Source organism: Methylobacterium sp. Leaf87 (genome assembly GCF_001422775.1).
In the GTDB taxonomy this organism is placed as follows: Bacteria; Pseudomonadota; Alphaproteobacteria; order Rhizobiales; family Beijerinckiaceae; genus Methylobacterium.
In genome coordinates this window covers 1-13,208 of record NZ_LMMI01000045.1, presented here as the reverse complement: position 1 = coordinate 13,208, position 13,208 = coordinate 1, and the positions used below count along the sequence as shown (strand labels likewise).

General features: G+C 70.0%; 14 protein-coding genes and 3 pseudogenes. 12 read left to right on the top strand and 5 right to left on the bottom strand.

The genetic code is table 11. The annotated features are described in order from the left end of the window. Positions 1 to 11: 11 nt before the first annotated feature. A complete protein-coding gene (gene wrbA / locus ASF22_RS16680; RefSeq protein ID WP_056266467.1) occupies positions 12 to 659 on the bottom strand; it encodes an NAD(P)H:quinone oxidoreductase in 648 nt (215 codons plus the stop codon). A gap of 229 nt (positions 660 to 888) precedes the next feature. Between wrbA and ASF22_RS16675 the strand changes: the two genes are divergently transcribed. Together ASF22_RS16675 and ASF22_RS16670 are read left to right on the top strand one after the other, a co-directional pair. After that, positions 889 to 1,287 carry a hypothetical protein gene (locus ASF22_RS16675; RefSeq protein ID WP_056266464.1) on the top strand — a complete coding sequence of 133 codons (399 nt, stop codon included), beginning with the start codon at positions 889 to 891 and terminating at the stop codon, positions 1,285 to 1,287. Between the two features lie 170 nt (positions 1,288 to 1,457). Continuing rightward, a complete protein-coding gene (locus tag ASF22_RS16670) occupies positions 1,458 to 1,670 on the top strand; it encodes a DUF4287 domain-containing protein (RefSeq protein ID WP_056266462.1) in 213 nt (70 codons plus the stop codon). A gap of 61 nt (positions 1,671 to 1,731) precedes the next feature. Here the strand turns inward: ASF22_RS16670 and ASF22_RS16665 are convergent, their stop codons facing one another. Both ASF22_RS16665 and ASF22_RS16660 read right to left on the bottom strand, forming a co-directional pair. Further along, complete coding sequence (locus ASF22_RS16665) at positions 1,732 to 1,983, bottom strand: hypothetical protein (protein WP_056266457.1); 252 nt, start codon at positions 1,981 to 1,983, stop codon at positions 1,732 to 1,734. 235 nt (positions 1,984 to 2,218) lie between these two features. Then, positions 2,219 to 2,950 (bottom strand): DUF3750 domain-containing protein, encoded by a 732-nt coding sequence (locus tag ASF22_RS16660; RefSeq protein ID WP_244474325.1) that lies wholly within the window; start codon positions 2,948 to 2,950, stop codon positions 2,219 to 2,221. A gap of 225 nt (positions 2,951 to 3,175) precedes the next feature. Here ASF22_RS16660 and ASF22_RS16655 point away from each other — a divergent pair, with 225 nt between their 5' ends. The 4 genes from ASF22_RS16655 to ASF22_RS16640 all read left to right on the top strand — a co-directional run bounded on the left by ASF22_RS16655 (position 3,176) and on the right by ASF22_RS16640 (position 6,232). Further along, positions 3,176 to 4,576 carry an MFS transporter gene (locus tag ASF22_RS16655; protein ID WP_056266454.1) on the top strand — a complete coding sequence of 467 codons (1,401 nt, stop codon included), beginning with the start codon at positions 3,176 to 3,178 and terminating at the stop codon, positions 4,574 to 4,576. Beyond that, positions 4,573 to 5,304 carry a GDSL-type esterase/lipase family protein gene (locus ASF22_RS16650; RefSeq protein WP_082483782.1) on the top strand — a complete coding sequence of 244 codons (732 nt, stop codon included), beginning with the start codon at positions 4,573 to 4,575 and terminating at the stop codon, positions 5,302 to 5,304. Before ASF22_RS16655 ends, ASF22_RS16650 begins: the two co-directional genes overlap by 4 nt. A 145-nt stretch (positions 5,305 to 5,449) precedes the next feature. Further along, on the top strand, positions 5,450 to 5,692 hold the full coding sequence (locus tag ASF22_RS16645; protein ID WP_056176480.1) for a hypothetical protein: 243 nt from the start codon (positions 5,450 to 5,452) through the stop codon (positions 5,690 to 5,692). Positions 5,693 to 5,875: 183 nt separating this feature from the next. After that, positions 5,876 to 6,232: a hypothetical protein gene (locus ASF22_RS16640; RefSeq protein WP_056176483.1), complete on the top strand. Its 357-nt coding sequence runs from the start codon at positions 5,876 to 5,878 to the stop codon at positions 6,230 to 6,232. Between the two features lie 72 nt (positions 6,233 to 6,304). Here the strand turns inward: ASF22_RS16640 and ASF22_RS16635 are convergent, their stop codons facing one another. After that, positions 6,305 to 6,577 carry a hypothetical protein gene (locus ASF22_RS16635; RefSeq protein WP_056266449.1) on the bottom strand — a complete coding sequence of 91 codons (273 nt, stop codon included), beginning with the start codon at positions 6,575 to 6,577 and terminating at the stop codon, positions 6,305 to 6,307. 225 nt (positions 6,578 to 6,802) lie between these two features. Here ASF22_RS16635 and ASF22_RS16630 point away from each other — a divergent pair, with 225 nt between their 5' ends. The 5 genes and pseudogenes from ASF22_RS16630 to ASF22_RS24100 all read left to right on the top strand — a co-directional run. Beyond that, positions 6,803 to 7,564 carry a class I SAM-dependent methyltransferase gene (locus ASF22_RS16630; RefSeq protein WP_156647831.1) on the top strand — a complete coding sequence of 254 codons (762 nt, stop codon included), beginning with the start codon at positions 6,803 to 6,805 and terminating at the stop codon, positions 7,562 to 7,564. Between the two features lie 482 nt (positions 7,565 to 8,046). Further along, positions 8,047 to 9,120 carry a calcium-binding protein gene (locus ASF22_RS16625; RefSeq protein ID WP_056266444.1) on the top strand — a complete coding sequence of 358 codons (1,074 nt, stop codon included), beginning with the start codon at positions 8,047 to 8,049 and terminating at the stop codon, positions 9,118 to 9,120. Between the two features lie 243 nt (positions 9,121 to 9,363). Next, positions 9,364 to 9,570, top strand: a pseudogene (locus tag ASF22_RS23335) (transposase); the annotation flags it as partial. A gap of 34 nt (positions 9,571 to 9,604) precedes the next feature. Continuing rightward, positions 9,605 to 9,911: pseudogene (locus tag ASF22_RS24105) on the top strand (transposase); the annotation flags it as partial. Position 9,912: 1 nt separating this feature from the next. Continuing rightward, positions 9,913 to 10,092, top strand: a pseudogene (locus ASF22_RS24100) (IS3 family transposase); the annotation flags it as partial. Between the two features lie 608 nt (positions 10,093 to 10,700). On the opposite strand, the gene ASF22_RS16615 reads toward ASF22_RS24100, so the two are convergent. Continuing rightward, entirely contained in the window at positions 10,701 to 11,516 is an 816-nt protein-coding gene (locus ASF22_RS16615) for a hypothetical protein (protein ID WP_056266440.1), read from the bottom strand. Between the two features lie 275 nt (positions 11,517 to 11,791). Between ASF22_RS16615 and tssI the strand changes: the two genes are divergently transcribed. Continuing rightward, a partial coding sequence (tssI, locus tag ASF22_RS16610; RefSeq protein ID WP_210166663.1) for a type VI secretion system tip protein TssI/VgrG occupies positions 11,792 to 13,208 on the top strand: 1,417 nt, incomplete at both ends.

The window sequence follows — 13,208 nt, the reverse complement described above, 5'->3', positions numbered from 1 at the left end:
GCTTCGGCCCGTCAGTCGCGACGGCTCGGCATCTCGCCGGCGGCCACGAGCGCCCGGGCGATCGCCACCGTGCGCCGGCTCTGGTGCCGGATGGCGTCGAGATCCTCCGGGCGCGGATCACGGTTCTCGGCGCCGACGATGGACGAGGCGCCGTAGGGCGAGCCCGCTTCCAGCATCGCCGCGTCGGTGTAGCCCGTGGGCAGGATGACCATGCCGAGATGGGCCATCGGCGCGTAGAGCGAGAGCGTGACCACCTCGGACCCGCCATGCGGCCAGGACGCGGTCGCGAAGGCGCCGCCGACCTTTCCCGCCAGGGCTCCGCGCTTCCACTGAGGTCCGAGCCGATCGAGGAACGCCTTCAGCTCCGTCGCCATGGCGCCGAAATAGCACGGCGTGCCGAACAGGATGGCGTCGGCCCATTCCGCGTCTTCGTGCGTCGGCGCTTCGTAGAGCGCGTTCTGCCGCGTCGCGCTCTCGGCCCAGCCGTCGACCTTTTCCATCGTGGCATGGTCGACGACCTCGCGGGCCCGGCGGAGCCGCACGGTGGCGCCGGATGCCCGGGCGGTCTCCGCAGCGGCGACCGCCAGTGTTTCGACGGAGCCGGATCGCGAGTAGAACACGATCAGCAGGCGCGTCGGGTCGGCTTTGGGGTGGGGCACGGCATGATCCTGGGTGAACGCCTCAAGTAGCGCTCCGAGCCCCGACGGAACCCGCCCCTGCCAAAGGGTCGCGCCGCCTCGACGCAGGCCCCGTACGGCAGGTCCCGCGCGACAGGCCCTTGCCGTCCCGCCTTCCTGAACGCAAAATGAACACAGTGTTCCTGATTAACGGATCATGAACGAACGGCCCGCCAGACTGGCCTGCCCCGCAACTCCACAGGAGGATGGAATGTCGACCGGACTGTTCCAAAACCTGCCCGGCGCCCACGAGATGGGAGGCGCCTCCGCGCTGCCGAGCGAGCCGTGGCTGCTCCCGATTTCCGACCGTCCCGGCCCGTTGCCCGGCCCGGCCTCCGACGCGACGGATGCCCTGCTGCTCTCCGTGCGCAACGCCGCGCGTCCGGCCCGAATCGCCGCGAACGCGCTGATGGCCCTCTTGTTCGTGATGGTTCTGGGGCAGATCGCCAAAGACCGGTTCGGGGCCGCACCGGCCCACACCACCGCCGGGCAGCGCGCCGCTGCCGAGCAAGTCGCCGTCAACGAACAAATCGCCACCACCGCACAAGTCGCCGATGCGGCGCCGGCGGCGATGCCGGTCTCGAAGGCCTCGCTGACCGTCGACAACTGAGCGGGTTCGCACGGGCCGGCGCGGGACGATGCGCCGGCGGTGAGCCGCCTTTTCGCAGAGGCCCGCCGCCGGACCGGAACGCCGGTCTCGCGATCTCGCCCGATCTTGCGATTCCGTGAGGCCGCGGCGAAACTGATGCCCGGTCTCGACGAACCGGAGCACGAGCGGCAGTGAGCGACACGGCGATCAAGGGTCCGGCTTCCTACTTCCCGTCCATCGAGAAGACGTACGGACGTCCCATCGCGGAGTGGCAGGCGCTGGTGCGCCGGCATCTTCCGGCAAAGCATATGGCCCTCGTCGCCCTGCTGAAGACCGAGCATGGGATGGGCCATGGCCACGCCAACGCCCTGGTGGCGCACGTTCTGGCGGCCGAAAAGGGTTAGGGGTCGGACTCCCGGCAGGGGCGGGCACGAGTCGGTGTTCGCACGCCCGTCCGCCCGGGGTTCAGGGCCTGTCGCCCCGGAGCTTGGCGAAGAACGGGGCCAGCTCGTCGTCCGCGTCGTCCCAGGTGTCCCCTTCGGCCAGGCCGAACGCTTCGAGGGCCCCGTCTTCCCGGCGGATGACGCACCATGCGGTCTGCGTCGCATCGGGCGGCACGGGCCATTGCCGGATCTCGGCGGGCGTCTGGCGGCGAAGCCGGAACTGCCGCTCGGGGTTGTCGTGAAACCACAGGCTGTCGGTGTCGGTGGCGTGCATGGGGGGCTCGGACGGGCGGGGTGGCGGAAGCCGGCCGGCAGGACGGCGCTTCGGGACGGCGCTTCATGCCAGCCGACCGCCGCGGTTGTCGACCGGCTGCCCGCGAGAGACGCGGTCCGGCGCCGGCCGGTCAGACCAAATCTGGTTGATCGCTTTGCGATGCGGATTTGGGCTTCGCTCAGGCGCCGCGCGGGCTGCCTGAGACTGTCTCCGAATGGATCATCCGAAGACAGTATCAGACCCCGACGCGGCCGAGTCCGGGCAGCTTTAGGCCGGGGCGCCGCAGATCGAGACCCGCGACGGCACCGAGGATGTTGACCTCCAGCCCTTCGACCCAGCCGAGCGTCAGCCCGAGATAGCCACCGAGATTGATCCGGATTCCGGTGCCCGAGGGCGTCGTGCCGAACCAGCGGCCGTCATAGGGGAAGTCCTTCCCGATGGCGGTGGCCGGCAGGCTCGCCCGCATTTCCGGCACCGAACTCATCACCGCCGCCACGAAGGTGTTCGAGTTCGGCCCGGGCCACAGCCGGTAGTCGCCGACCTTGGCGTAGCGGTAAGTGGCGATGGTGGCCCGGATGCGCGGCAGCATCCGCTCCGCTTCCTCCCCGTCGGCGGCGAAGATCACCTCCGGGGCGCTGCCGAACCAGCGCCCGTCCGGCACGAAGCGGTCGATCCAGATCGGCATGCCCCAGGCCGTGTAGTCGAACCGCTGGTAGGCGCGGTCTCCCGCCCCCTTCACGACGATCCAGCTGTGGCTCGCGACGATGCCGCGCCAGCTCACGGTGCGGGCCGAGAACACCCGCACGACGGCCTGCGGGTTGCGCGCGGCGGGCGGCAGCAGGCCCGCGCTCGAGCGGTCGGCCGAGCGCCAGTCCGCGATGTCGTTCCTGAGGTAGTAGAGGGCGGCCGAGACCGCGATCGGCGCGAGGAACACGACGGCGAAGACGAGGAGGGCGATGCGGAGCACGGAGGTCTCATGGTGGGGGAAAGCGCGAGATCCCTGATCTAGGATGTCCCCGGAACCTACGGCAGAGGCGTGCGGCGTCATCGTGCCGTCCGGCACCGCCTGTCCTCGCACCGCCTGCCTTCGGGGGATCTGGTCGAAGACTCGGCCGTGGCGCCGGTCGAAGACCTTGCCAAGCCTGGGCGGCGGACGCATGCAGCATCCCGTCGCCGCCGCGAGTCCAGCCCCATGATCCCATCGACCCCGATGCCGGCCCCGCCCGTCCGGGACGGCCTCCCGCCGGGCCAGCGCGGCCGGGCGATGGTGGCGGTGCTCACGGGCGTCGGCCTCGCCACCCTCGACACCGCCATCGCCAACACGGCCCTGCCGACCATCGCGGCCAGCCTCGGCGTCGATGCGGGCGACTCGGTATGGATCGTCAACGCCTATCAGCTCGCCGTGGTGGCAACCCTGCTGCCCATCGCGGCGCTCGGCGAGATCATCGGGCAGCAGCGGATCTACATCGGCGGCTTCGTGCTGTTCACCGCGGCCTCCCTCGTCTGCGCCCTGGCCTGGTCGCTGCCGACCCTCGTCGCCGCGCGGGTGTTCCAGGGGATCGGCGCGAGCGCCCTGATGGCCGTCAACATCGCCCTCATCCGCTTCATCTACCCGGCGAACCAGCTCGGGCGGGGCGTCGGACTCAACGCCTTCGTGGTCGGAATCGGCTTCGCCGTCGGCCCCACCGTGGCCTCCCTGATCCTCGTGACGGCGCCGTGGCCGTGGCTGTTCGCCATCAACGTGCCCATCGGCCTCGGCGCCCTGGCGCTGGCCTGGACCGCCCTGCCGGAGACCGGCCGCTCCGGCAATCGGTTCGACATTCCCGGCGCGTTCCTGAACGCCGCCGCCTTCGCGCTTCTCATCCTCGGGCTCGGCGAGGCCGCCCACGAGGCGCCGCTCTGGCACATCGGGGCGGAGGTCGCGGGTGCCTTCGCCTGCTTCGCCCTGCTCCTGCGCCGGCAGGCAGGGCATCCGGCCCCCATGCTGGCCGCCGACCTCCTCGGGCGTCCGCTCTTCGCCCTCTCGGCGATGACGGCTTTGTGCTCGTTCGCGGCCCAGGGCCTCGCCTTCGTCTCCCTTCCGTTCCTGTTCCAGCACACCCTCGGACGCAGTCAGGTCGAGACCGGGTTCCTGATGACGCCCTGGCCCGTGCTCGTCGCCGTGCTGGCTCCCGTGGCCGGACGCCTCTCGGACCGCTACCCGCCGGGCCTGCTCGGTGGCCTCGGACTCGCCGTCCTCGCCCTCGGCATGGGGCTGCTCGCGGCCCTGCCGGCGAACCCGACCGTCTTCGAGATCAGTTGGCGGATGGCGCTCTGCGGCGCCGGCTTCGGCTTCTTCCAGGCGCCGAACCTGCGCGCCCTGATGACGAGCGCCCCGGCCGCCCGGTCGGGCGGTGCCAGCGGCATCGTCGCCACCTCCCGCCTCCTCGGCCAGACCCTGGGGGCGGCCCTGGTGGCGGCGTGCTTCACCCTCGCGGAAGCGCACGGGCCGGCCCTCGCCCTCGGGCTCGGCGGCGCCTTCGCGGGTGTCGCCAGCGCCGTGAGCTTCCTGCGCCTCGCGGTTCGTCCCGACGACGTGGGCGGTGCCGCGTGAGGCGGAGGCTCCGCGCCGGCGCCCTGGTGGCCCTCGGCCTCCTCGCCGGCGCGCCGGCGCGGGCCGACGAGGCGGCATGCGACAGCGCCGACACGACCGTGACGACGTTTCCGGTGCCGCCGCAGAGCGCCCTGGCCTATCGGCGCGCCGAGACGATCGCGGCCGCGGCCTCGCAGCGACGGGGCGTGGAGGTCGTCCTCCTCGGGGACAGCCTCACGCAGCTCTGGCCCGACGCGTCGGTCCGGGACACCTTCGGGGCCGATGTGCTGAACCTCGGCGTCGGCAGCGACCGGACGCAGAACGTGCTGTGGCGCCTGCAGGACGCCCGCTACGCGGCGCTCGCACCCCGCACGGTGTTTCTCATGCTCGGAACCAACAACCTCGGCTATGGCGACAAGGTCTGCGCGATCCGGGAGGGGCTCCGCCGGGTGCTGGAGCGCCTCGACGCCGTGTGGGGCAAGCCCCGGCTCGTGGTGGTCGGCATTCTCCCGCGCGGCCGAAAATCCGCGTTTCGCGATGCCGAGCGCCTGCGCCTCAACGCCGAATGGGCGACGCTCCTGGCCGAGCGGGGCAACGCCGTGATCGTCGACGGCGCGGAGCTCGCCCTGCGCTGCGACGAGGACCCATGCCCGGCCTTCGCACCCGACACGGTGCACCTCGCGCCGCCGGGCTACGCCGCCCTCGGCGCCGCGATCCGCCGGCAGTGGGACGCCCCCGGGACGCCGTGAGGCCGGCCGGGCGCCCGAGCCCTGCACCTCTCCCGCGCCCCAGAATTTTCCTGAATGCCAAGATTCTCCCGCGCCCCGCCGCCCTCCGGGATCGGCGCGCGTTGTCCCTTCGGCGCGCCGCACCGCCCGCCGGAGGGAATGGGACATGTCGAAGCTCTTCATCGCCAACATCCGCTCGCCCGAGGGCGACAGGCCCCTGGTGACCGTCCGCGCATCCGCCGAGGGCGAGGCCAGACTGTTCCTGGCCGCCGCCTACCCGGACGACGAGGTGGTCGACGTGGTGGAGCCGAGCGACTGGACGAGCGACGCGGACACGGGTGCGAAGGATGGCGACGTGCGTGAACATGCGGGCGTCGCGTGGCAGGCCCCGTCGAGTCTCGCGCGGTAGGGCTCGCACCGGGGCCCGGCATCCCCCGGAGCCGCGCCGACGCGGTGCCGAGGGCAACCCGACGGTGCGTCGGAAAGCGCAGGCCGCGGCGTAACGGCCGACGCCGTCCCGCGTTGTCCTGCGACAGGTCGGTTCTGCAACAGCGCGAGCAGACGATCCCGAGACGACCTGAGGAGACGACCCATGGTCCTGCGATCCGAAGACCCGCCGGCACCCGGCAACATCGCCGTCGAAACGCCGCCGGATTCGCGAGAACCGACGACGGCGATGCTGAAGGCCGACATCGACAGCGGACGAACCGGCGACAAGGTGTCCCATTACGATCCCGGCCTGTCGCAGCTCGGCACCGACGACGAGGCCGCCGGAAACCCGCCCTCGGCCGAACGCGTCGCCCTGGCGCGCAAGGCCGAGGCGGCCCCGCCGCGCGTGCGCGACTCGGCGCAGCCGCACGGCCGGAACGCCTGGGTGATGCCGGCCTTCGTCGGGGTCGCCCTCCTCATCCCGACGGTGGTCGGCGTGTCGCTCTACCTGCTCCGCTAGGGGCGGCCGGCCGGAGCCGGCGCCGGGCGGATGTCGGGACCGGGGATCGTTCGCCGCGTCCGTCGCGACGGATCAGCGATTGCTTCCGCCCGCGCTGCTGTTCGGCACCGCCTGCTCGGGCCGGCCGGCGTTGCCGCCCGCTGCCGAATTGTTCGTGATCGTATCGGCGCCCGTCGCCCCGCGGGAGATGGTCCGGGTCGGGCGGTTGCCGGTGCTGTTGGGCGCGGTGACCACCCCGATCCCACGTTTCTTCGGGCGAGACCGTGCGTCCGCGCTCGTGCCCATCTGCACCAGGACGAGGGACGACAGCGCCAGGACACAGGGCGAAAGCATGAACGTCTTCATGGCTGCTTCTATCATGGAATGAAGCAACGCCATGCAGCGTTCAAATGTTCATCCCCGACCTTGCGCGGCGAACGCTTGCTCGTGGCAGTCATTGCCCATGGCGTGCGACGCGGCGGATGCCCCCGGCCGCGTGGCGGGTTCACGTCCGCCACCGTCCGAACGGGTGACGAGAGGGCGGATGCGAGTAAACCGAGGCGGGACACATCACGAGCAACGGGAGAACGCATGAGCACGCCTGAACCGACACGCCATCTGCCCGAGAGCCATCCGGGGCTGCACTACATGGAGTTCATGGCTCACGTGAGCCGTGCCCGCGACAGCAAGCGCTATCTCGAAGTCGGCGTCAGTCAGGGACACCTCATGTCCCAGATCCACACCCGAACGGCCATCGGCGTCGACCCGTCGTTCGATATCACCTTCAATGTTTCGCACGGCAAGACGATCGTGACCTTGGTCCAGGTGCCGAGCGACACCTTCTTTGCCGAGTACGATTACGCAGCACTGGCCGGCGGTCCGCCCGATCTCATCTTCCTCGACGGCATGCATACCTTCGAGTACCTGCTGCGGGATTTCTTCAACGCCGAAGCCATCGCGTCGGATCGGACGTTGATCGTCCTGCACGATTGCCTGCCCCTCAATGCGGAAATGGCGGAGCGGAACGCCAAGGTGTCCGCCCAGCTCGGGGTGAACACCCGCTTCCCCTATCATTGGACCGGGGATGTCTGGAAGATCATTCCCATCCTGCAGACGTACCGGCCCGACCTTCGCCTCGTCTACGTCGACTGTCCTCCGACGGGCTTGGTCTGTGTCACGAACTTGAATCCTGCCTCGAAGACGCTCAAGACCCAGTACTTCGCGATCGTCGATGCGTTCAGGGCGCTCGGCAACGATCTCGCGGCGATCGATAACTTGTACGGCACCATCGACATCACGCCGTCGTCGCGGATCACCAACGATCACGACCTGACGCTCTACTTCGGGGGCTGACGGCGAAAAGCCCGCCCGGCTTTTGGCCGGACGGGCTCGGGTCCGAGACCTAACAACTGATCGGGCGCAGATCTCGGTGACCTCGCCGCAAAGTTGGCACGATCCCGGCGCGGATCGCAGCAACAATCCAGCAACAGATCCGAAAAACCGACCCGGCCGGGTCTGTGCCGTGCCGTGATCTTGGGGAAAAGCTCCGCCCCTGGGCGCCTCCCCTCGCCGGGGAAAGCAGTGAACGGCCCCGTTCAGTCGCGCTCAGCGCGATATTCCGGGGCGCCCGAGCGCCGAACTCGGCCGAGCGTCCCAGTCTCGGCGCGGGCGATATCCCTACAAACAGGAGCGGTTCTCGGGCAGTGATGATTCAATTCAGTCGAATTTTATGCATTCGGCAATGAACTCCTAACGAAGCAAAGCTGATCCCTGATTAGTCTAGTTGAACATTTCTACTCCGGCGCGTTATGTTCTCGCGTCGCTGGAGAAAGACAATGGCTTACCCTTCACTGCTCGACTCGCTTGGCCTCGCCGGAGCGCTGAAAACCCCCGTGGCCGATGTCGCCGCCTCGATCGGCGTCGGCCAACTCCTGAACGTCGATGGGAAACTCGCTCTGCTGGGCCCCAACGGCGTCGTGTCGGCCGTCGCCGATGTGGGGCTCCTCACCGGAGGCGAAGGGTCCGACGTGCTGTCCGTCGTCACGGGGACGGTCGGGTCCCTGCTCGGTCTCGGGGGCGACGACATCCTCAACGGCGGCCCGGGCGACGATACGCTCGACGGTGGATCGGGCAACGACAAGATCTACGGCGGACCCGGCAACGATCAACTCTTCGGCCGAACCGGTGACGATACCATCGAGGGCGGACCGGGAGACGATCAGCTCTACGGCGGCCAGGGGTCGGACTTGATTTCGGGCCAGGATGGCAACGACGTGATCTACGGCGGCGATGGACAGGCCGACCCGACCGACGCAGCGGATATCATCGACGGCGGCGCCGGAAACGACTCGATCTTCGCGAACGGAGGAAACGACACCGTCTACGGTGGGGCCGGGCGCGACTTGATCTTCGGCGGCGTCGGGGACGACACCCTCTACGGCGGGACCGGCCCCGGCGACGTCACGGACGAGGCCGATGTGATCGTCGGCGGCGAGGGAAGCGACACGATCTACGGCAATGCCGGCGACGATCTGATCTTCGGTGGCACCGGTTTCGTCAATCCCGAAGACACCGCCGACGTGATCTTCGGCGGTCTCGGCAACGACACGATCTACGGCAATGGCGGAGCCGACCGCATCTTCGGCAATGAAGGCAACGATATCCTCATCGGCGGCAAGGGCGACGACATCCTGACGGGTGGATCGGGCGCGGATCGGTTCGTGACCTTTGCGGGCGACAACGCCAATACGATCCTGGATTTCAACGCTGCGGAAGGCGACCGGCTCGATTTCGCCGGCCAGGCCTTCAACGCCATCGCGACGTCGGCCGGAACCCAGGTCGTGTTCGAGGATGGTGGCAGCCTGCTGCTGGTCGGGGTGAGTGGGTTCAGCTACGATTTCTTCGCCTAAGGGTTGAGCGGCTACCCGGAGGGTCGGCGGGGGCATCGCGTCCCGCCGTAATCCTGCCGAATGCGGACCGCCGTCGCGCGTCGTGATCCGGCCGGATCGCGGCGCTCGATCCACGTCGGGCCATGCTCCCGACGAGCCGGGCGTCCCACCGGCAACGCGTTGACCGAGGTCGGGAGCGGTGCACTGATCCTCCCCCGCTTTTACGGACACATTTGATACGCTCCTTGCGGGCCGGGAAGGTGTTTGAGGGCCAAGACGAGACGCGAGTTCACCCCCGAGTTCAAACGCGCGGCGGTGGCCCTGCTGGACAGCAGCGGCCGGCCGCAGATGCAGAACGCAGCCGAGTTCGGGACCCAACCCTCGATGCTGAGGCCGTGGCGCTCGGCGCTGATGGGTGGCTCCCCACCACCGCGGAGAGCAGGGTCACCGGGAGCCGCGCCTGCGAGCCCGGATTTGATACGCTCCTTGCGGGCCGGGAAGGTGTTTGAGGGCCAAGACGAGACGCGAGTTCACCCCCGAGTTCAAACGCGCGGCGGTGGCCCTGCTGGACAGCAGCGGCCGGCCGCAGATGCAGATCGCAGCCGAGCTCGGGATCCAACCCTCGATGCTGAGGCCGTGGCGCTCGGCGCTGATGGGTGGCTCCCCACCACCGCGGAGAGCAGGGTCACCGGGAGCCGCGCCTGCGAGCCCGGTGGCGTCCCCCTCCGACCAAGCCGCCGAGATCGCCCGTCTGCGGCGTGAACTCGACCGGACGCGCATGGAGCGCGACGTCCTAAAAAAAGCGATCGGCANGGCGTCCCCCTCCGACCAAGCCGCCGAGATCGCCCGTCTGCGGCGTGAACTCGACCGGACGCGCATGGAGCGCGACGTCCTAAAAAAAGCGATCGGCAGCTTCGCGCAGATGCCCAAGTGACGTTTGCCCTCATCGAGCAGCATGCGAGCACCTGGCCGGTGCGTCTCATGTGCCGCGTCCGCCACTCGATCCGCTCCTGACCATCGCGGTCAGCGTCCCGCCGCCCTCACGGCATCTGCGAAGCAAGCGATACACTTGCCGTTCGGTCACGCCCAACGTGGCTGCTGCTGCGCGGGCCTGCGCGCGGGAACAGACCGGTAGGGCGGCCAGAGGGCGAAGGACTGCCGTGCGCCGCTCCGCTTCCTGCCAGCGCGGTCCGGGGATAAGGCTCAAGTCAGGGGCCCGCTCCGCCATCTGCCGACATCCACTTCGAAAGAAATGCGACCTGCTGACACCGACTCTGACTGCCACCGACATCGACTGTGACCATTGCCGGCCCCGCTTAGCAAGCGGTCATCCACCTCCGGCTGACATCGACTTCGAAAAACGACACCAGTCTTGGCTCTGCCCGTAACTCTGGCTGTGCAAGGGCGCTGGCTTTGTCGGTGCCGGGGGCCGTCTGCGAGCGGAACCACTTCCCGGGGCAGCTTCGGACGTCTGGAGCACGGACCCCGTCCCGAGCAGATCCGGCATTCCTGCCCGACCGGCTCCGTTACCCGAGAGAGGGCTCCCATCGCCCGGCGAGAGGGCGCCGAGTGGGTCTTCAGGACGCGGATCTTCGGATCCGTCACCCCGGCGCCGGGACGTGCGACGCCCCAGGACCGGCCGCCGCCTGCCGGCGCAGCGCGCTCCGCAGTTGGTAGACGAGATCCCGCTTTTTCCCCAGCAGGGTCGCCACCTCGGCCGCGGGTCGGTCCGAGAGCAGCAGGGCTCGTGCAGCGGCGTCGAGCCAGGCCCGGCGCCCGGGCCGGGGGCCGCACAGCCGTCGGCGCATCACCATCGCGGTATTCCGCGGCACGCCGTGGCGGGCGGCGAAGGCCCCCGGCGGCAGGCGATCGAGGTCGTCCCGGCGGGCCTGCCACCAGGCGGCGGTCTCCCGCACGAAATCCTGGGCGAGACGCTGGCGCAGGCGCACGATGACGCTCTGTCCGAGGGGCAGGTCGAGCAGCCGTGGCGCGAGGCGGTGCCGCTCGAGATGCGCCGCCAGCGGTGGGGTCAGGATCACCGCCGGGCTGCCGCGCCCTCTGGGCACGCGGATGCCGCGCGCGACCGCAAAGCCGTGCCCGGTCGGGCTGGTGTGGGTCACCCGCCAGGGCGCTCCGAAGACATCGAGGACGATCCGGCGCCCGGACGCAGGAGTTGGCCGCGCGGCGCGGACGTAGCTCGCCCGCTCCCGCACGGCATGGGCCTGGGCCACCGTGCGAACCGTGCATCCCGCCCGTTCGAGCAAGTCCCGAATGGTCGTCCGGGCGAGGCCGTGGGCCACGGCGAGGTCGACGGTGCTGGCGCCCGCCTCGTAGGCGGCGCGCAGGGCGGGCAGGTCGATGGCCGCGGCCGTAGCGTGGCCACGCGCCTGGCTTCGCCCGCGTGGCTTGAGGGGCACAGGCGGGGGCCGACCAGCGGGTGGGGATGGGGGGTCGGGCGTGTCGTAACGCATGCGGCTGGCCAGAAGAGCACGGTTGAGCGGCGGCGGCAATCACTTGAACGTCGCGGTAGAAAGTTGCACAATTAGTCAACCGGAAGTAGTGCGTTGCGTTCCCGGCGTGACGGTTCGGAGATCCGCCGATGGAGCCCCATGTCCGCTACACGCAGGCGGGTCGTCTTCTGTCGATCGCGACGGTGCTGGGCGAGGACGCGCTGCTGCTGGAGCGGCTGGANCCGCCGATGGAGCCCCATGTCCGCTACACGCAGGCGGGTCGTCTTCTGTCGATCGCGACGGTGCTGGGCGAGGACGCGCTGCTGCTGGAGCGGCTGGAGGTCGAGGAGGGCCTGTCGGCGCTGTTCACCCTGCGCGCCACGGTGCGGGCCCAGCGCGAGAGCGTGCGGGCGGACGAGATCGTCGGCACCGCCGCCGATCTGTCCCTGACGCTGGCCGACGGCACGCCCCGGGTCTGGAACGGGCTCGTGACCGAGCTGCACGAGGGCCCGATCGTCACCCGCGGCGCCCGGCAGTACGCGCTGACCCTGCGCCCGCGCCTGTGGCTGATGAGCCAGCGGTCGGATTGCAGGATCTTTCGCGATCGGACCACGCTCCAGGTGCTCGAGACCCTGTGCGCCGAGCACGGCATCGCCGACTTCGATCTCTCCGGCGTGACGAGCCCGCCGGACAAGCAGCCCTACGCGGTGCAGTGGAACGAGACGGATCTGGCCTACCTGCTGCGGCGGCTGGAGGAGGACGGCACGTTCTACTACTTCGTCCACGCCGCGGGCCGGCACACCCTGGTGGTGGGCGACCATGCCTCGGCCTACCGCGACGGCGACCCCGAGCGGGTGCGTCTCGCCTTCGGCTCGGCCGATGCCGAGCACATCCACGACTGGCGCCGGCAGATGCGCTTCACCCCCGGCAAGCGGGCGGGGGGCGACTGGGAGTTCACCACCCCCAACACCCGCCTGCAGACGGCGACCCCCTCCCTGGTCAGCGTGCCGGGCAACGCGGCCTACGAGCTCTACGAGTATCCCGGCCGGTTCCTGTCGCCGGAGGCCGGCGAGGCGGCGACCCGCCTGCGGGTGCAGGCGACCGAGACCGACTTCGACCGCATCGAGGGCCGCTCGTCGGTGCGCGGCCTCGCGGCCGGGCACCGCTTCACCCCCTACGAGGTGGCGCACCCGGAGCACGTCTACGCGGCGCAGGTGGTGAGCCGGATCCTGCACCGGGCCGAGGACCCGACCTACGAGTCGGGCGCGGGCACGCCGCATTACGAGAACGAGTTCGCGGTGATGCCCGCGCACCTGCCGGCGACGCCGCACCGGGGGACGCCGCGCCCGCGCATCGACGGGCTGCAGATCGCCCGGATCGCCGGCCCGCCGGGCGAGGAGATCCACACGGACACGTTCGGGCGCGTGAAGCTGACCTTTCCGTGGGACCGGCGGGCGAAGGCCGACGGGACCGACACCGGCTGGGTGCGGGTGTCGCAGAGCTGGGGTGGCGGCACCTGGGGCCAGCAGATCATCCCGCGCATCGGCATGGAGGCGCTGGTGGCCTACCAGGAGGGCGACCCCGACCGGCCGATCGTGGTCGGCATCGTGCCCAACCCGAACAATCCCGTGCCGTACGACCTGCCGGCCAACAAGACCA

Coding starts and splice junctions, on each gene's coding strand:
- ASF22_RS16665 (WP_056266457.1), bottom strand. CDS start 1,983: ATGCACGCCACCGACACCGACAGCCTGTGGTTTCACGACAACCCCGAG.
- ASF22_RS16655 (WP_056266454.1), top strand. CDS start 3,176: ATGATCCCATCGACCCCGATGCCGGCCCCGCCCGTCCGGGACGGCCTC.
- ASF22_RS16640 (WP_056176483.1), top strand. CDS start 5,876: ATGGTCCTGCGATCCGAAGACCCGCCGGCACCCGGCAACATCGCCGTC.
- ASF22_RS16630 (WP_156647831.1), top strand. CDS start 6,803: ATGAGCACGCCTGAACCGACACGCCATCTGCCCGAGAGCCATCCGGGG.
- ASF22_RS16625 (WP_056266444.1), top strand. CDS start 8,047: ATGGCTTACCCTTCACTGCTCGACTCGCTTGGCCTCGCCGGAGCGCTG.
- ASF22_RS16675 (WP_056266464.1), top strand. CDS start 889: ATGTCGACCGGACTGTTCCAAAACCTGCCCGGCGCCCACGAGATGGGA.
- ASF22_RS16645 (WP_056176480.1), top strand. CDS start 5,450: ATGTCGAAGCTCTTCATCGCCAACATCCGCTCGCCCGAGGGCGACAGG.
- ASF22_RS16635 (WP_056266449.1), bottom strand. CDS start 6,577: ATGAAGACGTTCATGCTTTCGCCCTGTGTCCTGGCGCTGTCGTCCCTC.